The organism is Bacillus sp. XF8, assembly GCF_017498755.1.
GTDB lineage: Bacteria > Bacillota > Bacilli > Bacillales > Bacillaceae_G > Bacillus_A > Bacillus_A bingmayongensis.
Map to the genome: position 1 here is coordinate 21360 of NZ_JAGDQK010000049.1, position 21916 is coordinate 43275.

General features: G+C 33.6%; 22 protein-coding genes. 12 read left to right on the top strand and 10 right to left on the bottom strand.

The window, feature by feature from the left end:
* Window positions 1-64: 64 nt before the first annotated feature.
* Both J4P91_RS25165 and J4P91_RS25170 read right to left on the bottom strand, forming a co-directional pair.
* The gene (locus J4P91_RS25165) at window positions 65-1318 is read right to left on the bottom strand and encodes a copper resistance CopC family protein (RefSeq protein WP_017151327.1); all 1254 of its coding nucleotides are present in this window, start codon (window positions 1316-1318) and stop codon (window positions 65-67) included.
* A gap of 29 nt (window positions 1319-1347) precedes the next feature.
* Window positions 1348-1761 carry a hypothetical protein gene (locus J4P91_RS25170; protein WP_017151328.1) on the bottom strand — a complete coding sequence of 138 codons (414 nt, stop codon included), beginning with the start codon at window positions 1759-1761 and terminating at the stop codon, window positions 1348-1350.
* Window positions 1762-1839: 78 nt separating this feature from the next.
* Here J4P91_RS25170 and J4P91_RS25175 point away from each other — a divergent pair, with 78 nt between their 5' ends.
* On the top strand, window positions 1840-2616 hold the full coding sequence (locus J4P91_RS25175; protein ID WP_017151329.1) for a hypothetical protein: 777 nt from the start codon (window positions 1840-1842) through the stop codon (window positions 2614-2616).
* A 384-nt stretch (window positions 2617-3000) separates the two neighbouring features.
* Here J4P91_RS25175 and J4P91_RS29155 read toward each other — a convergent pair whose 3' ends face one another.
* A complete protein-coding gene (locus tag J4P91_RS29155; protein WP_243764008.1) occupies window positions 3001-3351 on the bottom strand; it encodes a CBO0543 family protein in 351 nt (116 codons plus the stop codon).
* A gap of 22 nt (window positions 3352-3373) precedes the next feature.
* Window positions 3374-4564 (bottom strand): DUF2515 domain-containing protein, encoded by a 1191-nt coding sequence (locus J4P91_RS25180; protein ID WP_017151331.1) that lies wholly within the window; start codon window positions 4562-4564, stop codon window positions 3374-3376.
* A gap of 249 nt (window positions 4565-4813) precedes the next feature.
* On the opposite strand from J4P91_RS25180, the gene J4P91_RS25185 reads away from it, so the two are divergent.
* Window positions 4814-5203 carry a VOC family protein gene (locus tag J4P91_RS25185; protein ID WP_017151332.1) on the top strand — a complete coding sequence of 130 codons (390 nt, stop codon included), beginning with the start codon at window positions 4814-4816 and terminating at the stop codon, window positions 5201-5203.
* Window positions 5204-5293: 90 nt separating this feature from the next.
* Here the strand turns inward: J4P91_RS25185 and J4P91_RS25190 are convergent, their stop codons facing one another.
* Entirely contained in the window at window positions 5294-5938 is a 645-nt protein-coding gene (locus tag J4P91_RS25190; protein ID WP_207996253.1) for a YczE/YyaS/YitT family protein, read from the bottom strand.
* 488 nt (window positions 5939-6426) lie between these two features.
* Between J4P91_RS25190 and pepT the strand changes: the two genes are divergently transcribed.
* Window positions 6427-7659: a peptidase T gene (gene pepT / locus J4P91_RS25195; RefSeq protein ID WP_207996254.1), complete on the top strand. Its 1233-nt coding sequence runs from the start codon at window positions 6427-6429 to the stop codon at window positions 7657-7659.
* A 178-nt stretch (window positions 7660-7837) separates the two neighbouring features.
* Window positions 7838-8896 carry a lactonase family protein gene (locus J4P91_RS25200; protein ID WP_207996255.1) on the top strand — a complete coding sequence of 353 codons (1059 nt, stop codon included), beginning with the start codon at window positions 7838-7840 and terminating at the stop codon, window positions 8894-8896.
* A 79-nt stretch (window positions 8897-8975) separates the two neighbouring features.
* Here the strand turns inward: J4P91_RS25200 and J4P91_RS25205 are convergent, their stop codons facing one another.
* From J4P91_RS25205 to J4P91_RS25215, 3 genes are read right to left on the bottom strand one after another with little or no spacing between them, the layout of a single operon-like run.
* On the bottom strand, window positions 8976-10079 hold the full coding sequence (locus J4P91_RS25205) for an Ada metal-binding domain-containing protein (protein WP_207996256.1): 1104 nt from the start codon (window positions 10077-10079) through the stop codon (window positions 8976-8978).
* Between the two features lie 21 nt (window positions 10080-10100).
* Window positions 10101-10619: a methylated-DNA--[protein]-cysteine S-methyltransferase gene (locus J4P91_RS25210; RefSeq protein ID WP_207996257.1), complete on the bottom strand. Its 519-nt coding sequence runs from the start codon at window positions 10617-10619 to the stop codon at window positions 10101-10103.
* A 1-nt stretch (window position 10620) separates the two neighbouring features.
* Complete coding sequence (locus J4P91_RS25215; RefSeq protein WP_017151338.1) at window positions 10621-11217, bottom strand: bifunctional transcriptional activator/DNA repair enzyme AdaA; 597 nt, start codon at window positions 11215-11217, stop codon at window positions 10621-10623.
* 238 nt (window positions 11218-11455) lie between these two features.
* Here J4P91_RS25215 and J4P91_RS25220 point away from each other — a divergent pair, with 238 nt between their 5' ends.
* From J4P91_RS25220 to J4P91_RS25255, 8 genes are all read left to right on the top strand, one after another.
* Window positions 11456-12214 carry an exodeoxyribonuclease III gene (locus tag J4P91_RS25220; RefSeq protein WP_017151339.1) on the top strand — a complete coding sequence of 253 codons (759 nt, stop codon included), beginning with the start codon at window positions 11456-11458 and terminating at the stop codon, window positions 12212-12214.
* A 287-nt stretch (window positions 12215-12501) separates the two neighbouring features.
* Window positions 12502-13470 (top strand): iron-hydroxamate ABC transporter substrate-binding protein, encoded by a 969-nt coding sequence (locus J4P91_RS25225; RefSeq protein WP_207996258.1) that lies wholly within the window; start codon window positions 12502-12504, stop codon window positions 13468-13470.
* Window positions 13471-13489: 19 nt separating this feature from the next.
* Window positions 13490-14497 (top strand): FecCD family ABC transporter permease, encoded by a 1008-nt coding sequence (locus tag J4P91_RS25230; protein ID WP_207996259.1) that lies wholly within the window; start codon window positions 13490-13492, stop codon window positions 14495-14497.
* Window positions 14490-15512 (top strand): FecCD family ABC transporter permease, encoded by a 1023-nt coding sequence (locus J4P91_RS25235; RefSeq protein WP_017151342.1) that lies wholly within the window; start codon window positions 14490-14492, stop codon window positions 15510-15512. The genes J4P91_RS25230 and J4P91_RS25235 overlap by 8 nt, the downstream gene beginning before the upstream one ends.
* A 15-nt stretch (window positions 15513-15527) precedes the next feature.
* Window positions 15528-16346: an ABC transporter ATP-binding protein gene (locus tag J4P91_RS25240; RefSeq protein WP_207996260.1), complete on the top strand. Its 819-nt coding sequence runs from the start codon at window positions 15528-15530 to the stop codon at window positions 16344-16346.
* A gap of 25 nt (window positions 16347-16371) precedes the next feature.
* Window positions 16372-17193, top strand: coding sequence for an alpha/beta hydrolase (locus J4P91_RS25245; protein ID WP_017151344.1), 822 nt, complete (start codon window positions 16372-16374; stop codon window positions 17191-17193).
* 295 nt (window positions 17194-17488) lie between these two features.
* A complete protein-coding gene (locus J4P91_RS25250) occupies window positions 17489-19501 on the top strand; it encodes an LTA synthase family protein (protein WP_207996262.1) in 2013 nt (670 codons plus the stop codon).
* Between the two features lie 226 nt (window positions 19502-19727).
* Window positions 19728-20033, top strand: a complete 306-nt coding sequence (locus J4P91_RS25255; RefSeq protein ID WP_017151346.1) for a metal-sensing transcriptional repressor — start codon at window positions 19728-19730, stop codon at window positions 20031-20033.
* A gap of 86 nt (window positions 20034-20119) precedes the next feature.
* Here J4P91_RS25255 and J4P91_RS25260 read toward each other — a convergent pair whose 3' ends face one another.
* Both J4P91_RS25260 and J4P91_RS25265 read right to left on the bottom strand, forming a co-directional pair.
* Window positions 20120-20392 carry an HU family DNA-binding protein gene (locus tag J4P91_RS25260; RefSeq protein ID WP_003199316.1) on the bottom strand — a complete coding sequence of 91 codons (273 nt, stop codon included), beginning with the start codon at window positions 20390-20392 and terminating at the stop codon, window positions 20120-20122.
* A gap of 101 nt (window positions 20393-20493) precedes the next feature.
* Window positions 20494-21309, bottom strand: a complete 816-nt coding sequence (locus J4P91_RS25265; RefSeq protein ID WP_207996263.1) for a formate/nitrite transporter family protein — start codon at window positions 21307-21309, stop codon at window positions 20494-20496.
* Between the last annotated feature and the right edge of the window lie 607 nt (window positions 21310-21916).

Below are 21916 nucleotides of genomic sequence, written 5' to 3' on the forward strand. Positions count from 1 at the left end.
GATCGCACTCTATCTCAAATATAAAAAATAATATGAAAAAATATTCATACTTCACCGGAAAATTTTATAAAAAAAGGTAATTATAAAATCCTATCCATTCATGAATTATAATATTACATAATAAAATACTTAATTGAAAACAGAGCGAAAGAGAGCTGTTTTTTTTCTGCTTGATAAACATGTGTAGATGTATTAAACAAAGGAGAATGGTTAGTAATTGAATCGTGAAAAATGCTGCTCCAGATGTATTTAAATTCATATAAATAAACAAATTATAGGTGAATAAAATCGCTGCTAAAATACAAGCATATAGATGAAATTTAAAAAGAAGAGACTGAATAAATAGTTGCTTTTGAAAAACAGTTATAAATAAGTAACCACCTCCCAAAATAGTAACAATATATAAATAGATATTTTCAAAAACTATTGTAAAAAGAGATGGAAATATAGTTAGGGTATAGGCTGTCATACTTTTAACAAACAGAATAAAAATTACCCATATAATACAAACTACATTTGAGCGGGAAAGAAAGAAAAAGCCCATGAAAGCTAGTGAAAGTAAGAGAATCCAGGCAACTCCATATAATATATCTATAGGTATTGCTACTATTTTTTCATTCATATTGAAATCAATTGTACTAATGGATTGGATGATGAGTAAAAGTAATGTCGCGAGCAAAAAAAATAATTGGAACATAAAAAGATTAGTTTGATAACGTTTGAAATTTATAGAATTAGTCGATTTAAGCAAACTTCCCCATATAATCCATCCAATTAACGCAATGATACTAACATACTGAAATACACTCATGAAATAAAGAAGCATAATCCAAGTGTTGTTTGAGACGGTTGCGAAAATATTTCCGCAAAATTGAGAATCATACTTAAGTTGAAAGAGGGAAAGAAACGAAAAGATGGATCGTTTCGCTGTGTCTTTTGACAGCGTATCGATTGTAAATATGTAAGAGTCACGAATCACTTCCCCAGTATGCAATGGTATATAATAAATAACGGTATATATCCCGCTTGTTAATGGGGGTAATTGTATAGATAAAGTTGTTTCGTTATTCGAAAATTCAATCGGACCTTTAACCATGTTCGTTCCTTTTTCATCAAAAATTTGAATAGTAGCTTTTTCTTTATTGATTTGAGCTGAAAAAGTCATTGAAAGATTTGATGGAGCATTTGTCAGTTTCTGATTAGGCCCAGGGTCCGTTTGTATAGTGTTTGTTTCTGCAAAAACGGGTTTTGTTTGCAAAAAAAGACAGATAAAACTAAATAAGATGAGTATACGTTTCCATCTAAGAAGTTTGCGCATAACTGAATCGCTCCTCCACTAAAAATTCGTTAATTTCGAACGGAAAAGCGTAGCAAAATGAAAGATAAAAATACAACTACGGTTGTGCAAATAATTAAGAAAGCGGGCTGTGTTGAGTGTAAACCAAGCATCGGTCCCATGAGTCCAGACATAATACCACTTGCGACGCCTGTTAGCAGTGTTTGATAATCAACTAATGCTCCAAACACAATGCCAACAGCAACAGCAATTATCGTTGTGACAATTGTAATTACTCCTTCATCTAAAGGGAATTGTGATCCGAGAACGGTACCGACAGCTAAACCAATAGCAGTACTAGATAACATTGCAATATTCATACCTAAATGATAGCCTATGAGATGCCGAGATTTGTATAAATGGAAGTATGAAATAGTTGCGATAAAAAAGTAGCTAAATAAAATAATTGCACTTAAAAAATTCATTTGTGTTTTCACCTCCATACTAAACTATGAGTTACCATCATAAAATATTTATGATGAATGAAGAAAAAGGAGGTTTGTATGGAGGAGAAGGGCATAACAAAGGTTCATACTGAGGATCGTCTTGTTTTGGACTATAAGGAACAAAAAGGAGAAGGATATATATCTCCAGCTAGTGCTTTGCCGACTCATGAATTAAAGATGCTCCAAGAATACATGCATGGTGTTAATTTAAAAGTGCTAGGTGAATGCTTACCAGAGCGAAAACAAGTGATGATGCTAATGAAGTTTTTTAAGCATAAACGTTATCAACGCGTGGAAGTTTTTTCGAATCGGGGTGGGAGTAGCTTACATACAGTAGCGAAAGTAAATGAAATTGGCCGAGATTTTGTTGTGCTTACAACATTAATGGAGCGTATTTTTATCCCGTATACAGCGATTCAAAACGCGAATATTCCTTATGCAATACCGAATGTTTCTACATCTCATCAGCACTTAATATATGATGAAACTCTCCGGAAAAAATTGATGCTACAGTTCGGGAAAACCGTAGCAGAACAAGTAAATTTAAAACAACAATTTTTTGAAGAGGCTTTTATGAATCATTTGCAATTATGGGAAGGGATGTATATAAAACTATACGATCAAAAAGAGGTTTATACAGGACGAATTACAAAAGTTACGAATGAATATGTATATTTAAAGAAACGTAGCAATACACAAGTGATACGAATAAAAGATATTACTTATATGAATATCGTGCGCATTTTTACAATGTTTTCAAGCCTTGTAAGAAGAACAAAGAGAATGCTTCATCAATTAAGTAAAAAAATAAAAAATCTCATCGTAACACGATAGGAGATTTCGTCATCTTTGTTTTCGTAAGATGATGACTTTATGCTTTATAAACACTTTGTGATAAACAAGGTGTTTTTTTGTTTTAAAAAATGGTGAATTTATAATATGTAAAACCATTGAGGCATTTTTGAAAAGTATGGTGTAGAAGTGGACAGTGTTTTATTCGAAAATTAAGCAACTATGTTTTACACTATTCTAAATTCGAATGATGAAAAGGATGTTCGGCTTATTTCCTTATTGTAACTGTAAGAAAGAGAGAAATCTCTTTTTTTATGCAGATATACTCTTTTTTATCAGTTAAGAAATGCTTTGTAAATTGATAATATATAGTTCCTAAAACATTTTAGGAAATTTGTTTTTAGGTTCGTCGAACACCGTTGCTTATCATTGAAGCCATCTATAAATCTTCCATATAAGGAACATGAAGAGCATATATCCGAAGAAAGAATAAGAATGATACCATTTCCCGCTATGATTGAATAACCCTAAGCTTTCAGCAATTTGTTCAGATATGCTTGCGCAAACTCCAATCAAAATGATAAACAGAATTCTTAAAAATGCAGATAACGTTTTTGTAATCTGTAAAAAGAGAGCAGTAAAGGCTGGAAGTATTAAGAATGTAAAAGCGATATTGATTGTAAATATATTGGGGAATGGTCTTACTGGAAAGTTGTACATTTGTTTGCTCACAAATAGGAAGTCTAAATATGTTCCGATGAAACAAGAAAGGATCATCGTGATTACAAACGGTAGATGATTACTCTTCTGTTTCTTCTTCTCTGAGAAGAATATTTTTTTTCGCAAGAATTGCAAGTTCAATTTTTTCAAGTGTTTTGCAATAGTCATCCTGAATCTGTCCATTTATATTGTCTCCCTTATTAATTAAATAGTCTATGATACGCCAGTCTTCAAACCAGTCGCCTTTTTCAGCTGCCTCATGTTTTAAATCCTTCCATGCATATATTAACTGAGGGCTATATAAGCGATTCGCGCCTTTTCTAAGCTGACAGTTTTTTGTTCTGCGTTTATAAAATTCTCGGGAAAATGCCTCATTTACATCAGAAAATAAATGAGGCCAGTAGTCTTTTCGTGAAGCAGTATGTGGATGATCATGAATCCAACTTATTGTTTTTGATAAGATGCTTTCATCTCGAAATAACAATGAGTACAAACGTTTACCGAGTAAAATTCGTTCATGCAATGAGGTGAAATGTGTCATAGTATTGCCCAATAGTAACGTTTTTTGTTTAGTCTCATCTTCATAGAATGGAAAAAGGATATGATTGAATCGGAAAAAGTCAAACAGTTTAAATCCCACACTATTTAGCACAGTCTTTTTAAAGTATGTATTTTGAATCACCCTTTTTTCCAAATAATTTTGTTCATTAATAATCGTTGCGATTGCTAGCGTGTATTGATTGCCCGTTCTCCAAAAATGATTCCACATTGTTTCCATAAACGTTGATACATTGAGGTGTGGTAGAAGGTGAAAGAGATTTTTATATCTTTTGACGCTTTGCTCATATAATAAAAATTGCGGATACACATCTTGGAAGATTAACCAGTTTCCTCGTTCTAAGAAAGAGAAGAAAGTAAGTTGATCTTTTTCTGACAATAGCCTTGTATATAAATCTCCTTTTAAATCTGTCATATTCCAGCCACCGTTACGTGATACTATATGGCCAAGGAGTGCCCACTGTATTTCAGGGTACCAAAAGTAAAACTGATAATAAGCACGTGTTCTCGTTACATTATTTTTGTTAAGTTGTTTTGTTCGCTCTTTAATTTCATGAATTAGCATTTTTTCTTCTTTCGTTAACTTACATGTTTTAATAGGAATTTGTTTGAGTTTGCTTTTTTTCTTTAACTCATTTTTTACATCTAAAAGAGAAAGCGGGATTAATTTGGAAGATCCGTTCCATTTTCTTTTTCGATCGTTTTCATACATTGTGTTTCCTCCCGTTAACATGAATTTCAAAAAATAGTTTAATAGAACGGTTATCATCATTTTATTACGCACATTTTGAATAAATGTGAACTGTTTTTTTAGGTCATAAACAGTGTAATGTTTTTTACGATAAGCCCGATTAAACTTTTGTACTACTGCATCTTCATACGAATGAGGGATTTAATAAATGTTGGACTTCTTTATATTAGTAGTTAAGGATGTAATGTGGCTTTATAGGGAGGGAAATGTATGAAGAATTGGGTTCAACTTAGAATTGCACGCCCGACAGATAAATTTGAAGAAGTTATCGTATTTTATGAAGAAGGATTAGGTTTAAAACGGATAGGTGAGTTTCATAATCATGAAGGGTATGATGGAGTTATGTTTGGATTACCTGATGCAGAATACCATCTAGAGTTTACAAGACATGTGGATGGCAGTCCATGCCCAGCTCCAACAAAAGATAATCTACTTGTATTTTATATGACTCAGAGAGCCGAAATTGAAAAAGTAGCTAACAGGTTACATACAATGGGGCACCATGAAGTTGAGCCAGAAAATCCATACTGGAAAGAAAAAGGGATTACAATAGAAGATCCTGATGGATGGAGAATTGTACTTATGCATAAAGAGAAATAAAAGTAGTATATTCATAAAAAAAGAGTCTGTTTTGATGATAATCTCTTCAAAATAGACTCCGATATTTTTTGTAAACGAAGATTTATATGTTTATAAATTTGCGCTAACCTGGTCTTTCTTTTTCCTCTCTAAATTATTTAAAAACATTTGAAATGCTTTAAATGATTGCTGAAATATTGGACTTTGGATAAAAGTATATAAGAATGTCACGATAAAAACAGGACCTCCTAGAATATATCCAATTACTAACACAATACTTTCCACAATGATTCTAGCACGACTTACAGATAATCCAGTTTTATCCGAGATGGCAAGCATAAATCCATCTCGTGGTCCTGCACCAATTCCCGCAGCAACGTACATACCGCCTCCAATCCCTGTAATTATAATTCCAGCCAGTAAAATAAGAAGATTTATCCACAAATAATGAGTGGCTTGAGGAAGAACGTTCAGTCGTAAGAAAAAGTCCATAATAGGACCGATTAGTAGTGCATTTAAGAATGTCCCTACGTTTATGTACCTTGGATCTACTACTAAAGAAACAAGAACGAGAAATAAACCGCATATTACACTCCATGTACCAATTGTCCATCCGAATCGTTGAAATAATGCCATATTTAGAACTTCCCATGGATGCAAACCAAGGAATTTAACCTTCACCGCAATAGCGTTACCGAGTCCAAAGAAAGTTAGTCCTAAGAAAAAAAGAAAATACCGAAAGAGTGTGAGCCCCATTTTGAATCCCCCTAGTATTGTATATAATTATGTATGTTACATATTAAAATTCAATTATACAAATATTTTGTCTTTTTTATGAAAATAAATAACTTCAGTTTTTATGTGTGTTTAATAATCAAAAAAAGGAACTATTTTTATCCCGCATTAACAGGCAGTAATACTCCCATCTCAAAATTCGGCGAAAGCAAAGAAGTTAGGTGAGAGATAAACTGCCCGTAAAAGCCCGGTTGGTGAGGGTTAATAATCAGTGGGGGATGGAGAACCCCCCCCCACTGATTAAAGTTTCACTTTATTCTTATGGGCTGTTACTATTTTAAGAAGAATACATAGATTTTTATGCTTTAACTAAGGAAGAGCATGCATTTTTATGTGGACAAAATACGAAATGTAACAGAAAAAACGATATGGTTACAGTTAAAAACTTTAAAAAATTTCACCATGAGGATTATAATAAAGAGAGATTCATGAAAAAGGAGTGAAATGATTTGAAACAAGAGCTTATAGAAAGATTTACAAGATATGTGAAGATAGATACACAATCAAATGAAGAAAGTCATACAGTGCCATCAACACCGGGACAAATTGAATTTGGGAAATTATTAGTTGAAGAATTAAAACAAATTGGTTTGACAGAAGTAACGATGGATGAAAATGGATATGTCATGGCAACACTTCCTGCAAATACGGATAAAGATGTTCCTGTAATTGGATTTTTAGCTCACTTAGATACAGCAACTGATTTTACAGGGAAGAATGTGAAACCACAAATTCATGAGAATTTTGATGGTAAGGCAATTACGTTGAATAAAGAATTAAATGTAATTTTAACGCCAGAGTTATTTCCAGAATTACAATCATATAAAGGTCATACTTTAATTACAACTGATGGAACAACACTTCTTGGTGCAGATGATAAAGCAGGTCTTACAGAAATTATGACTGCTATGAATTATTTATTACATAACCCACAAATTAAACACGGGAAGATTAGAGTAGCATTTACGCCTGATGAAGAAATCGGTCGTGGACCATCTCATTTTGATGTGAAAGCTTTTGGAGCGTCTTTTGCTTACACAATGGACGGAGGTCCACTTGGGGGACTAGAGTATGAGAGTTTCAATGCTGCAAGTGCAAAGCTTACTTTTAAAGGAAATAATACGCATCCTGGAACAGCAAAAAATAAAATGCTCAATGCAAGTAAATTAGCGATGGAATTTCATGGGCAATTACCAGGAGAAGAAGCGCCAGAATATACAGAGGGATATGAAGGATTCTATCATCTTATTTCTATAAATGGTGATGTTGAGCAAAGTAAAGCACATTACATTATTCGAGATTTTGATCGTGAAAATTTTGGAGCCCGTAAAGATAAGATCAAAAGTATTACAAAGCAAATGCAAGAAAAGTATGGTGAAGAAAATATAATTCTTGAGATGAATGATCAGTATTACAATATGCTTGAGAAAATTGAACCGGTCAGGGAAATTGTTGATATTGCATATGAGGCGATGAAAAACCTAGATATTGAACCAAACATTCAACCAATCCGTGGAGGAACGGATGGATCTCAATTATCATATATGGGCTTGCCAACGCCAAACATTTTTACTGGTGGAGAAAACTATCACGGTAAATTTGAATACGTTTCTGTAGATAATATGGAAAAGGCTGTTCAGGTTATTATAGAAATAGCACGATTATTTGAAGAGCAATCATAAAAAAGAAATCCAGGTAGTGAAAAAATGCTGCCTGGATTTCTTTTCGTTGAATTTTAAAATTTTACTTTGTCAGTGATATACTTATTTATAAGTATATTAGGTATTTTCGCTTTCGCACCATATAATTCTTGCATCGATTTTTCATACATAATTTATATGTGAAAGGGGCATAAATGTTATGAATAAGGATGAATTTCTCGGATATATAGGCACGTATACAAAAGGAAATAGTAAAGGGATTTATAGATTTGTGCTTGATATAAAAGCAGGGACGATTAAGGATATAAAAGTAGTAGCGAATATAGGAAGCCCTACTTATTTATCTATTAGTCACGATAATCAGTACCTTTATTCCGTTGTAAGAAAAGATCAATCAGGGGGAGTTGCCGCTTTTTCAATTAACAGTGAAACAAAAAATCTTGACATAATAAATATGCAAATTTCAGATGGGCCATCACCTTGTCACCTGAGTATAAAGCAAGAAGATATTGCAGTAGTTATGGCTAATTATCATAAAGGAACAATTGAATCCTATATAATAAATAAAGAACAGGGAAGTATAAATCCTGTAACATCAATTGTTCAACATAGCGGTTCTGGTCCGAATAAAGAGCGACAAGAAAAGCCGCATGCTCATTATGCAGGTTTTACGCCGGATCAGAAATATGTGGTAGCGATTGATTTAGGAATAGATAAATTGATTACATATAAAGAAAGTGACGGGAAACTAACAGAGGTTCATAGCTTATCTGTCAATCTAGGAAGTGGACCAAGGCATCTTGCGTTTCATCCAAGTGGAAAATATGCTTACGTAATGACTGAGCTTAGTTCTGAAGTTATTGTTTTAACATACGATGAACAAAATGGTAGCTTTGAAGTCATACAGTATATCTCTACATTGCCTAAAAAATATAGTGAAAGTAATTCTGGAAGTGCGATTCATATTACTTCTGATGGACGCTTTGTGTACGCAGCAAACAGAGGACATAATAGTATTTCTATCTTTCGTGTGAATCAGGACTCGGGGAAGCTTACTTTTGTTGAAACTGTATCGACAGAAGGGGATTGGCCACGAGATTTTGCTTTAGACCCAACTGAAAAATTCGTTGTTGTTTCAAATGAAAAATCTAGTAACCTTGTTTTATTTTTAAGAAATAAATCTACAGGAAAATTAACACTTTTACAATCGGATGTAATTGTGCCAGACCCAGTATGTATAAAGTTTTTACATGATTGATTAGAGCTAGTTTATAATATGAATAATAGATAGGTTTTACCTATTGAAATGAAACCTATCTATTATTGTGCTTAAGAATTTAATATAGGACTCGCCATAAATAAAAAGTCGCATAGGATTCCCAATCTTTCCATGCTGAAGCGTACTCTCTTATTTCTTTTTTTGATGGCTTATTCTCTGATCCTGTTAAAAGTTTAATCACATTATGCAGGCCAACATCATCAATTGGAAAAGCAGAAGGGCATCTTAAACAACGCATTAAAACATAATTTGCTGTCCATGGTCCGATACCACGTATGTCAGTTAAGGTTTTTTCAGCATTTTTTAGGTCGATTTGTATGAATGCTTCTTTATTTAGGCTACCTGTTGTAATGAGTTTTGCGACGTCAATAAGGTATTCGCATTTCCTCGTAGTCATTTTTAATTTTGTTAGATCCTCTACTGTTAGGTTTGCAATGACCTCTGGTGATGGGAATATCCAATATTTTCGTCCATCCCACTCTATATATTCACCGAATGATTCAACAAATCGCCTTTTTAACGTATAGGCAAATGTGAGATTAATTTGTTGACCGAGAATACCCCAGCATAGCGCCTCAAATAAATCAGGAATTCCCATATTGCGTAGTCCATAATATTCTTTGATTGGTTTAGAAAGAAGTACATCGTTTTTTGCTATAGCGTAAAATGGAGTTAAATCCGTATCTAAATCGAACCATTCTCTTACATATCTCGCTACTGTAGCACGAACCCATTTTTTTAAAGGAGCTCTATCTCCTAAAAAGCGGATATGGATGTTTCCTTCAGCATCTATGCTTGTCTCGATTAAAGGATTTACTCCTTCAATCGGAACAACTCTATAAATTTTGTTATTTTCAATGTGGAACATACATTCATTTTTGGAACGTGAAAGATAGTGCAAATTCTGTTTAAAGCTAAATTCTTTCGGAACAATTAATTTTATGTTTTCACCATAATCTTTCCAGGCTCCATATGGAAGACCAGAACAACAATTTTTACAAGGGTGGTAACCAGTTCGTTCAGCTTCTTTTCTAGATTTTAATTCTATATTGTTTTTTGTAGAGCGTTTTTGTTTACAATAAGGAAAACAGTAGATTTTCGTTGTTTTTTCACCTATAAAATATGGAGCATCCCATTCAAAAGGACTTCCAGTATTCTTCATTTGCAACCTCCTCCAGTATTTCTAGTGCTTTTTTTCTAGTGTCAATAATTCTCTTTTCATTTCTAAACCACCTCTAAACCCAGTTAACTTTCCATTCTTTCCAATTACACGGTGACAAGGGATTGTAATTAATAGAGGATTTGCACCAATCGCGGTACCAACAGCACGTACTGATTTTGGTTTTTGAATAAGCTTTGCAATATCTGAGTAGGAATAGGTTTTCCCATACGGAATTTCACGTAATGCATTCCAAACAGTTAATTGGAAAGGAGTTCCGTGAACATCAACAGGACATGTAAATACTTCACGTTGATTTTTTAGGTATTCTACTAGTTCTTGAACATATGGCTGTAGCTTTAGGGGATCTTGGACTAAAGTATGTTTCGGAAAATGTTTTTTCGTCCAAGTTGTTAATTCTTCAAAAGTTTGATTTTGAGATCCTATAAAGCATAATCCTGTTGATGTTGCGGCAATATACATATGCCAATTTTCATGAACAAATAGCGTCCAATATATAATTTGATTTGTTTTAGATTTCATACTATTGTACCTCGTTTATATGATTCATTTTTCGATATTCAGTAGGGGTATACCCCGTTTTTCTTTTAAACAATGTTGCAAAATGTGCAGTGTTGGGTATACCGACAGCAAACCCGATTTCCATAATTGTTTGATTTGTATCTGTAAGATATTGCATTGCTTTAGTGATCCTTATTTGTTGTATATATTCTAGTGGAGTGATACCTTTCATTCTCTTAAAAGTACGCTGTAAATGATAGGGACTGCCGTGACACATATCGGCAAGTATTTCGAGAGTTAATGGTTGGCGATAATTGTTATCAATGTACTTTATAATTTGTGTTACCCAATCTTCATCAGGTAACTTTAGTCCATTTGGTTTACAACGTTTGCATGGACGAAATTTTTCGGATAATGCTTGCTGTGCATTGAGAAAAATGCGGACATTGTTTTTGTTAGGTGTTCTAGATTTACATGATGGGCGGCAAAAAATACCTGTTGTTTTTACAGCGTAAAAAAACTTGTCATCATAAGAAGAATCGTTGTGTATAATTGCTTGCCAGCGTTCATCCGTCAAATTATTTACACTTGTTTCTAATCGTAATCTCTCATTTTGCATGGAATCACCTCCGAAATTAGTATACCCTGAAACAAGTACGTATGTACGTATTTATGAATGTAAGAGCAAGATTACAAAGATGAAAAATGATAGTCTTTTTATCATTTTAACCGAGAAGACCCCTTCTTCTAAATGGAGTGAAGGTGGGGGAGTTCAATATGTGTTAGCATGTAAGTAGAAAATAAAAATATGGGACAAGTATTGTATAATGCTATGACATCAAGAGGAGGAACAAAAAGTGAAATTTATTTCGTGGAATGTAAATGGCTTACGAGCGGTTATTGCAAAAGGCGGTTTCATAGAATACTTAGAAGAAACGGATGCGGATATTTTTTGTTTACAGGAAATTAAATTGCAGAGTGGGCAAATCAATCTAAATCCTAAGGGGTACCATGTGTATTGGAATTATGCTGTGAAAAAAGGTTATTCAGGAACTGCTATTTTTACAAAAAAAGAACCACTTTCTGTTACATATGGTTTAGGAATTGAAGAGCATGATCAAGAAGGAAGATTAATCACATTAGAATTTGAAAAATTTTATATGCTAACGCTCTATACACCGAATGCTAAACGGGGGTTAGAACGTTTAGATTATCGAATGAAATGGGAGGATGCCTTCTTATCTTATATTAAGCAATTAGATAAACAAAAGCCTGTTATTTTTTGTGGTGATCTGAATGTGGCACATAAAGAAATCGATTTAAAAAATCCAAAAACAAATCGAAAAAACCCAGGATTTTCTGATCAGGAAAGAGAAAAATTTACTCGGATTTTAGATGAAGGATTTATCGATACATATCGTTATTTATACCCCGATCAAGAAGGGGCTTATTCATGGTGGTCATATCGTATGAATGCAAGAGCGAAAAACATTGGTTGGCGTTTGGATTATTTCGTCGTCTCTGAAAGATTAAAAAATCAAATTGTTGATGCGAAAATTAATAGTGAGGTAATGGGATCAGATCATTGCCCTGTGGAATTGAATATGGAATTTTAGAAAAATAAAGAAGTCGTATTTATCTTGGATGAAGGATAGATACGACTTTTTTATTTATTTTGTTAAAATTTTTCAAATCATTCTTGAAATAATTGACTTATAAATATATAATTAGTAACGATAATCATTATCATTTGATGGGGGTAGCAGATAATTTGGTATTAGGGGAAGTGAAGTGAATGGGCTTTAATTTCAAATAAATGTATTGTAAGGGGATACATAAAAAGTTTAGTTCAATAAACTACTATATTTAAATATTGCAAATTTGGAGAGGAGCATTTATAGACATGAATAAGAAGTTATTTACACTAGGGATGGTTACAGTATTAAGCGTAGGTCTTGCAGCATGTAACAGTGCAGATAAAAGTTCAGGAGAACAAAAACAAGAATCAAAAGCAACTGAGACAAAGAAGGATGAAAAACAAAAAATCACATATTTAGGAAAAGAATATACAGTTCCTGCAAAAGTATCAAAAATTGTAACTGCTAGCTTAGAATCTATGGAAGATGCAGCTGTGCTTGGTATTAAGCCAGTAGGAGCAATTACAGTAGGTGGAAAATTACCTGGGTATTTAGCAAAAGATTTAGAAGGTGCAAAATCTATTGGTGAGAAAATGCAACCGAATTTTGAAACATTACTTCAATTAAAACCAGATGTAATTACATCTAGTTCGAAATTCCCGCCAGAGGCAGCTGAGAAATTCACGAAGGTAGCTCCAACATTCCCAGTTTCACATATTTCTACAAATTGGGAAGATAACTTAAAGTTAATGGGCGAACTATCTGGTAAAAAAGATAAAGCTGAAAAAATTATTAAGGATTATAAGAATGATGCTGCAAAAGCAAAAGAAGAAATTGGAGATAAATTAAAAGATAAAAAGGTTCTTGTAGTAAGACTAAGAGCTAGTAACTTGTATCTATATCCAGAAGGAGTATACTTCAATCCTGTTATTTATAAAGATTTAGGATTAACTGTTCCAGAGCAAATTAAAACTGTAAAAGCACAAGAAGCAATCTCTTTAGAAAAATTAGCTGAAATCAATCCAGATTATGTCTTCTTGCAATTTGAAGCAAGTGAGAATAAAGATAAACCACAAGTATTGGAAGAGTTACAAAGCAATCCGATTTGGCAAAGTATGGCAGCTGCAAAAAATAAAAAAGTATTTGTAAATGCTGTTGATCCAATGGCACAAGGTGGTACTGCTTGGAGTAAAACAGCCTTCTTAAAAGAAGCGGTGAAAAATTTATCTAAATAAGTAAGGTGCGTTGAATGATATGCGGAAAATAAATTCAGTACCAATAATAATTTTATGTTTAGCCCCCATATTGATATTACTGACGATTATGCTATCTATTTTATATGGGGCAAAAAATATTGATTTTGAAACAGCTTGGAATGCACTGTTTCATTTTGACTCAGGGAATGTAAATCATAATATTATTATTACTTCTCGTTTACCGAGAGTAGTTGGAGCTCTATTAGTCGGAGCATTTCTAGCCATATCAGGAGCACTTATGCAGGGGATGACAAGAAACTATCTTGCATCCCCTTCTATTATGGGTGTGACAGATGGCTCTGCATTTGTAATTACAATTTGTATGGTATTTCTTCCGGGAATGTCTTCAGTAGGTATGATTTTATGTTCTATGCTTGGATCAGCATTAGGAGCCGGAATTGTTTTTGGTTTTGGTTCATTACTTCGAAATGGATTATCACCAGTCAGGTTGGCGATTATAGGAACTGTTATAGGTACATTTTTAAGTAGTATTTCAGCTGCCATTGCTTCCTATTTTCAAGTTTCGCAAAATATTAGTCTTTGGTATAACGCAAAATTACATCAAGTGGATCCGAATATACTAAAGTTAGCCATTCCTTTTGGTTTAGTGGGTGTTATTCTGGCGCTTCTTATCTCAAAATCTATTACGATTCTTTCGTTAGGAGAAGAGGTTTCTATTAATTTAGGACAACGTACAAAGCTTGTAAAAGCTACTGCAATTATAGCTGTTGTATTTTTAACTGGGACTGCGGTTGCATTAGTTGGGAAAATTGGTTTTGTAGGACTAATTATTCCTCATATTACTCGCTTTTTAATTGGGGTAGATTATAAATGGATTGTACCGTGTGCTGGTGTAATTGGCGGGGTTTTTTTAGCTTTATGTGATGTATTAAGTAGATTTGTAAATTATCCATTTGAAACACCAATAGGAGTCGTTACGTCATTAATTGGAATTCCTTTCTTCCTTTACTTAATTAGAACAAGAGGAGGAGAGAAGCATGCTTAGAGGCTCACTGCAACGTTATGTAATGACAATGAGTATTATCATTTTTTTAATTTTGAGTGCAATTTATATTAGTTTAACAAATGGCACGTTTGATATTACGATTACAGATGTATTTCGAACAATCTTTCGAATTGATCCAGTGCCTGAACATGATTTAGTTATATTTGATTTCAGGCTTCCGAGAATAATAATTGCAGGGTTAGTAGGATTAGGTCTTGGAATTGCAGGTGCTGTTATTCAAGGGGTTACAAGAAACGGTTTAGCTGATCCTGGTATTTTAGGAATTAATGCAGGAGCGGGAACTGCAATCGTTATCTTTATGTTTTTCTTCCAAGGACAAATAAAAAGCACAGATTGGATTTCAATCATGATGATGCCGTTGTTTGGCTTAGTCGGCGGGCTAGGAGCTGCTATATTAATTTATATGTTTTCTTGGCGAAATGGAAGATTAGATTCGCAACGTCTTTTGCTAACAGGGATTGCGATAGGTTCAGGATTTGGAGCATTTTCTATGTATGTATCATTGAAAATGAAAGCAACTGACTTTGAAATGGCCGCTGTTTGGGTTTCGGGAAGTATATATAATGCAAACTGGAAATATATTATTGCGATGTTGCCGTGGCTTATTATCTTAATTCCAATTATCAAAAGAAAAGCGTATCTGCTCGACTTATTTCAATTGGAAGAGACGAGTATCACAAGTTTAGGAGTTTCGGTAGAAAGAGAAAAATCTATTTTATTATTAAGTAGTATTGGATTAGTGAGCGCTTGTGTTTCTGTTTCAGGAAGTATTGGATTTATTGGGCTAATGGCGCCGCATATTGCGAAACGTCTAGTTGGTATTCAGCATAAGCATGTAATTCCTGTATGCGGAGCAATTGGAATGCTACTTGTGATTGCTTCGGATTTTATAGCGAAAACAATTTTTACACCTGTGGAGTTGCCAGTTGGAATTGTCATTTCAATTGTTGGTGTACCATATTTCTTATATTTGCTATACAAAGCGAAGGCGTAAAAGGAGTGATAGGAAGTGAGTGTTCTAAGTGCAAAGGATTTAGAAACAAGCTACGAAAAATTCACGGTATTTCGTGATTTGAATGTAGAGATACAAGAAGGTAAAGTAACGACGATTATTGGACCGAATGGGTGCGGGAAATCTACATTATTAAAAACAATGGGACGGATTTTAAAGCAAAAAAGTGGAAAAGTGTATTTGCAAGGACAAGATTTAAATACGATTTCTACAAAACAAATCGCAAAGCAGCTAGCTTTACTTCCGCAAAATCCAATTGCTCCAGGGGAACTGAAGGTAGAAGAGTTGATTTCTTACGGGCGATATCCACACCGTAATAATGTAAATAAAATATCATCTAAAGACAAAGAAATTATTGAATGGGCGATGGATATTACAAAAACGACAGCTTTTCGCAAACGCCAAATTGCAAATTTATCGGGTGGACAAAGACAAAAAGTATGGTTAGCCATGGCGTTAGCGCAAGAAACGGAAGTATTATTATTAGATGAGCCAACTACATATCTTGATATGTCCCATCAATTAGAAGTACTGCAAATCGTTGAACGATTAAACAGAGACCATAAATGTACGGTTGTTATGGTTTTACATGATATTAATCATGCAGCACGATTTTCAGATGAGATTATCGCAATGAAAGAAGGAAAAATCATTACAAGCGGGAGCCCGGTAGATATTATTACAAATGAAGTATTAAAAAGTGTGTTTCATATTGATGCACGCGTCATGATAGATCCGTATAATGGGTCTCCTGTATGTTTTGGTTATGACAGTGTATTCCAAGAAGAAAATACGGAAATATATGTAACTAGTTAAAATGATAAAAGGAGGGGAGAATGCCATGAATACGAATATTGAAAAAAAAGATGTTACCATTTCAGGTGCAGAGCAATGGAAGGTGCATTCGAAAACAGAGAATCGTGAATATCAAATTTATATTTCGATGCCAAAGCAACCTGCTCCAGACTCTGGATATCCCGTTATATATGTATTGGATGGAAATGCATTTTTCCAAACGTTTCAAGAGGCTATTAAAATTCAATCGGTAAGAGCAGAAAAAACAGGAGTTGCACCATCTATTATTGTTGGTATTGGTTATCCGATAGAAGGAACCTTTGCAGCTTCTGAAAGATGCTATGACTTTACTCCTTCCTCACCTTCAGGTGATGCACCACCAAAACCTGATGGAAAACCGTGGCCTAAGTCAGGAGGGGCAAGTGAGTTTTTAGAATTTATTCAAAATGAATTGAAGCCGCAAGTTGAAAAGAATTTTGAGATTGATAAAGAAAGACAAACAATATTTGGGCATTCACTTGGTGGATTATTTGCTTTACATGTATTGTTTACAAATATAAATGCTTTTCAAAATTATTTCATCAGTAGCCCGTCGATTTGGTGGAACAACCAGTCTGTCCTTGATAAGGAAGCAGTGTTTATAAATGAACTGAATAGAGCGAACTCTGAAGTTGGAGTCTTTCTTACGGTGGGAGGACTAGAAAGAGAACATATGGTTCGAGATGCCAATGCATTATCAGAGCGTTTGTTGAAGTTACAACATAATAAGCTTCGATTTGTATTTTATGAAGCTGAAGGAGAGAACCATGCATCGGTGGTACCAACAACTTTGAGTAGAGCGCTAAGGTTTATAAGTAACGGATGCTAGAATAACCAAGAAAGGGATTTGAAAATTAACTGTACCCTATAGACGAGACATTTGAAATAGTCTACTTTATAGGGTCTTTTTTGTTTGATAGGATAGGCAAATTATATATTTGGCTAAATAGTTGTGAATAAAAATTAGCGTCTAGTCTTTAACTAGTAGTTAGGGATATTTTATAGTAATGGTAAAATGTAGTACAATACATATATTGTTTATTCGCATCTGAGAGGAGAGGGTAATATTGGAAAGAATACCATTATTAAATAATCCTGAGAAAAATATATTAATAAGAGTTATTATGAGCAGTATGATCGCGCTGCTATTAATAGTTTGTCTTTTTTTATCTTTGAGGATGTTTGGCTTAGAGGGAGCTAAAATTTATATGAATCAAAAGCTGCCTCTAGCTATTAGTTACGTTCTTTTGTGGGGGGGAGCAATATATTTAACACTCTCTTACAAAGGAATAGGTGAAAGAAGGAAGCTAAAGTCACTAGTTTATGTATTTGCGGTATTATTCATATTAGCAAATACAATGAGTGTATTTCTAATGTATATGCAGAATGAACTAAATGTATTCAAGACAGTGGATTGGCTGTATGGACATGTGGCACATTTTATGTTTAGTTTTGTGCTCATTTATATCATGTATATTTTGACGTATGCTTTGAGTGGCAGTGTATTTTTTAGTAGTGTTTTCACAAGTATTTTATTTCTTGTATTTTCTACTATTAACTATTTAAAAATTTTCTTTAGAGGAGATCCATTTTATCCATCTGATTTTACCCAAATTGCTCATTTGCAATCTGTAATACCAATGGTAATGGATTCTATTCATACAAAGTCTATATGGATAAGTATATTAGGAATAGTATGTAGTATTTTGCTTATCATGTATCTTTGCAAGTACATTAAACCCATAAAAATCCATTTGGTAATAAGAATGATTATCAGTATCAGTTCTATATGGATTTTCTATATATATGCGAATTATTCTGATAGCTTTGTAGGAAAATGGTTTCAAAAATGGGATGTAAATTTTGTCTTGTGGGACCAATGGGCCAATTACACTGAAAATGGTACGATTTTAGGATTTATTAGTAATTTAGATACAACAGTTGCTAAAGAGCCTGATGAATATACAAAAGACAATGTCATCAAAATTGCAAATAAAATAAAGAACAATTATAAGCACAATGTTGCGAGTGAGAAACAAGTGGACAAGCCAAATGTTATTCTTATAATGAGTGAGTCATTTTGGGACCCAACGAAATTAACAAATCTTACTTTTAGTGAAGATCCCCTGCCAAATCTTCATCATTATATAGGTGAGTTCCCAGCAGGACAAACGATTTCACCAACATTCGGTGGTAATACTGCAAATACCGAATTTGAAGCATTAACGAGTTATTCTATGAGTTTTTTAAATCCAGGATCTATACCGTATCAGCAAGCGATTCCGAAAAAGAAGGAAATACCATCTATTGTTAGTGAGTTGAAAAAAAATGGTTATCATGCGACAGCAATTCATGCATTTGGCCGAAATTTCTTTAAGCGTGATTACGTATACAGCATATTAGGATTTAATAAATTTAATGCATATGATACGATGAAGCATAAGGAACAAGATGGAGAAGGGTATGTTAGTGATGTATCTATGAGTAAGGAAATTATGGATGAGTTAAAAGCTGAGAAGGAACCTACTTTTATTCATGCTGTGACGATGCAAAATCATTTTCCATTTTCTCCAGGAAGATATGAAGAAACGAGAACAAAGATTGAAGGATTAAATGAAGAGTCGAAGGCGCAATTAGAAGAATACACAGAAGGCTTGAGACGATCAGATGAAGCACTTCAATATTTAATCGAAGAAATCAATGCTTTATCAGAACCGACTTTGCTGGTGTTCTTTGGAGACCATCTACCAGCATTAGGAGTAAATAAATCGATTTATAAAGAGGCTGGATATATAAATGCGGAGAAAACGGTACAGGAAAGATTGGCTATGTCAGAAACTCAATTGCTAGTTTATGCGAATTTTCCATTGCAAAATGATGATTTAGGAATGGTGAGTCCGATTTATTTTTCAAATATGGTATTTGATTATATAGGAATCAATAAGTCGCCATTCTATCAATTTTTATCCAAATTGCAAGAGGAAATCCCTGTGTTAAAAGATGATTTAAAAGTGAATCGGGATGGAGAAAAGATAAATTTAAATGCAGAGCAAAAAGAAATGTTAAAGCAGTATCAATTAATTCAATATGATTTATTAATTGGAAAACAATATAGTAAAGATATATTATTTTCATAATTGGAATGTCAAAAAGACTGTGGAGAAATTTCTCTCCACATCTTTTTTGTCTGAGGTCCTTGTGATTTGTTAACACTGATAAAAAGTAATGAACAGATATGAGATAAGTTATGAGCCGATACTTATACGGGGTATCATCTCATAGATATTTAATGCTATAATTGGTGTACTCGTGGAGGCAGTATGTTTATATATGGACGAAGATCAACATTAAGAAGGTGATAAAATGAAGCATAATGAAAATGAAGCAGCTACTACCCATAGGTCGGATAAAGAAAAAGAACAAATCATGAATCGGTTAAAGAGAATTGAAGGGCAAGTACGCGGTATCCAAAACATGATTGAAAATGACCGCTATTGTGTGGATATTTTAGTGCAAATTTCAGCTATTAATGCTGCGATGAAGAAGGTTGGTTTAGGAATACTTAAAAATCATACAAATCATTGTGTGTCTAATGCTATTAAAGATGGTAATGGAGACGAAGCAATTGAAGAGTTAATGACAGTGTTTGAACGATTCTCAAAAGCGTAATGAAACAAGCTAGTGATTTAACTGGCTTGCCCGCATTAACGGAATGAAAAAACAGCCTTCTCATAAGCGAGAAGGCTACTTTTTTATTATTTTACTGCTTCTTTTAGTTCTTTACCAGCTTTAAATGCAGGTACTTTTGAAGCTGCGATTTGCATTTCTTCACCTGTTTGTGGGTTACGGCCTGTACGAGCAGCTCTTTCACGAACTTCGAATGTACCGAATCCGATAAGTTGTACTTTTTCACCAGCAGCTAAAGTGTTTGTGATAGACTCTACTACAGATTGTACAACTACAGTAGCTTCTTTTTGAGAAATTTCAGCTGTTTGTGCTACATTTTTAATTAATTCTGTTTTATTCATTTCTTCACCTCATATGTAAATAATGCTATTTAAGTTGTTATTATAACGTATAAAAGAGAAGAGAACAAGTGTACTGTGAGTTTTCTATTAAATTCTTTTTGTTAAGCAGTTACAGATTTTTTCTTTAATTCAGTTGTTTTATTTTTTGAGTGTCCTTGTTTGTTATAAGCTAAGAAGTATGGTAAAGCTACAAATAGCATACCACCGACTAAGTTTCCAAAGAAGACGACAATAAAATTCGGTAAGTATTCCATCCAAGTTAGATGCCCTGCAAAGATGGCGGCTGGAATCACAAACATATTGGCAACAACATGTTGAAAGCCAATTGCAACAAAGGTCATAACAGGGAACCAAATGCCAATGACTTTTCCAGTGAATTCTTTACTACTCATACTTAACCAAACCGCTAAGCAAACGAGCCAGTTACACCCAATAGCAGAGACAAATGCTTGTAATGGTGTATCATGGAGTTTTGCTTGAGCGATAGATACGGTTTTTGCTAAAAATTGTCCTTCTGTTAATCCAACGATGTGGCCGAAAAAATAAGCCACAAATATAGCACCAACAAAATTACTAATTGTCACAATTAGTAAATTTTTTAATACCTTAGAGAAAGAAATCTTTTTTGAAAACCAAGCAATTGATACGGTCATCATATTACCGGTCACTAGTTCACCACCGGCAAGGATAACTAGGATTAGACCGATAGGGAAAACAGCTGCTCCTAGAAAACTAGTAAAAGATCCCCAAGATTTTGGCATTGTTCCAATAACGTGAATATCAAGTAAGTAACCTAACGCGATGAAAGCGCCGCCAAAAAAACCTAGAATTAACATGGGTAATAGTGGTAAAAGTGCTTTTTTTTGACCTGAACTTGCGGCCAATTCAGTAACTTCTTGTGGTGTATAGACAGACATAAATACTCCCTCCATATTTTGATAAATTACTTCATTTCCATTCATGAGTTTTTCCGCCTCATTGATAGTTAATTTGATAAATCCGTGGGAATAAGCAAAGCCCGTCGATTAAGGGTTTTCTTTTCTCAGAACGTTAAGATGATATTTTTTCGGAATATACATAAAAAACACCAAAAATGAGACTCATCTTGGTAAGTAAAAGTAGGGATTACTTAGAGTTGTTCTGTAGAATCTTTCATCAACAATGAAATATGAATAAAAAGTACACACATTGCATATTGTGTCGATAAATTTATGTTACATAATTTTAATAATTTTGTCAATTGATGGTAAAAAACTTCAGGTGAAATAGAAGGTAGTATACTCAAAAAATGAAAGGCATACGGTTTAATGTTTATATGTGAGTAATTATAAGAGATTTGTTTTTTCTATAAAATAATAAAATTGACTATTATACGAACCTAGACCAGTGATAAAAAATATACATAAGGTATAGCATATGAGTTTTTAAAACTCTAAAATTTTTATAAAGAGGAGAATGTAAAATATGAGTGAAAAATGTCCAATTAACGTACCATGTCAAGTTCCAGGCCAAACTCAAATTCCA

Coding starts and splice junctions, on each gene's coding strand:
- J4P91_RS25165 (WP_017151327.1), bottom strand. CDS start 1,318: ATGCGCAAACTTCTTAGATGGAAACGTATACTCATCTTATTTAGTTTT.
- J4P91_RS25170 (WP_017151328.1), bottom strand. CDS start 1,761: ATGAATTTTTTAAGTGCAATTATTTTATTTAGCTACTTTTTTATCGCA.
- J4P91_RS25175 (WP_017151329.1), top strand. CDS start 1,840: ATGGAGGAGAAGGGCATAACAAAGGTTCATACTGAGGATCGTCTTGTT.
- J4P91_RS29155 (WP_243764008.1), bottom strand. CDS start 3,351: ATGATCCTTTCTTGTTTCATCGGAACATATTTAGACTTCCTATTTGTG.
- J4P91_RS25180 (WP_017151331.1), bottom strand. CDS start 4,564: ATGTATGAAAACGATCGAAAAAGAAAATGGAACGGATCTTCCAAATTA.
- J4P91_RS25185 (WP_017151332.1), top strand. CDS start 4,814: ATGAAGAATTGGGTTCAACTTAGAATTGCACGCCCGACAGATAAATTT.
- J4P91_RS25190 (WP_207996253.1), bottom strand. CDS start 5,938: ATGGGGCTCACACTCTTTCGGTATTTTCTTTTTTTCTTAGGACTAACT.
- J4P91_RS25200 (WP_207996255.1), top strand. CDS start 7,838: ATGAATAAGGATGAATTTCTCGGATATATAGGCACGTATACAAAAGGA.
- J4P91_RS25205 (WP_207996256.1), bottom strand. CDS start 10,079: ATGAAGAATACTGGAAGTCCTTTTGAATGGGATGCTCCATATTTTATA.
- J4P91_RS25210 (WP_207996257.1), bottom strand. CDS start 10,619: ATGAAATCTAAAACAAATCAAATTATATATTGGACGCTATTTGTTCAT.
- J4P91_RS25215 (WP_017151338.1), bottom strand. CDS start 11,217: ATGCAAAATGAGAGATTACGATTAGAAACAAGTGTAAATAATTTGACG.
- J4P91_RS25225 (WP_207996258.1), top strand. CDS start 12,502: ATGAATAAGAAGTTATTTACACTAGGGATGGTTACAGTATTAAGCGTA.
- J4P91_RS25230 (WP_207996259.1), top strand. CDS start 13,490: ATGCGGAAAATAAATTCAGTACCAATAATAATTTTATGTTTAGCCCCC.
- J4P91_RS25235 (WP_017151342.1), top strand. CDS start 14,490: ATGCTTAGAGGCTCACTGCAACGTTATGTAATGACAATGAGTATTATC.
- J4P91_RS25245 (WP_017151344.1), top strand. CDS start 16,372: ATGAATACGAATATTGAAAAAAAAGATGTTACCATTTCAGGTGCAGAG.
- J4P91_RS25250 (WP_207996262.1), top strand. CDS start 17,489: ATGAGCAGTATGATCGCGCTGCTATTAATAGTTTGTCTTTTTTTATCT.
- J4P91_RS25255 (WP_017151346.1), top strand. CDS start 19,728: ATGAAGCATAATGAAAATGAAGCAGCTACTACCCATAGGTCGGATAAA.
- J4P91_RS25260 (WP_003199316.1), bottom strand. CDS start 20,392: ATGAATAAAACAGAATTAATTAAAAATGTAGCACAAACAGCTGAAATT.
- J4P91_RS25265 (WP_207996263.1), bottom strand. CDS start 21,309: ATGTCTGTCTATACACCACAAGAAGTTACTGAATTGGCCGCAAGTTCA.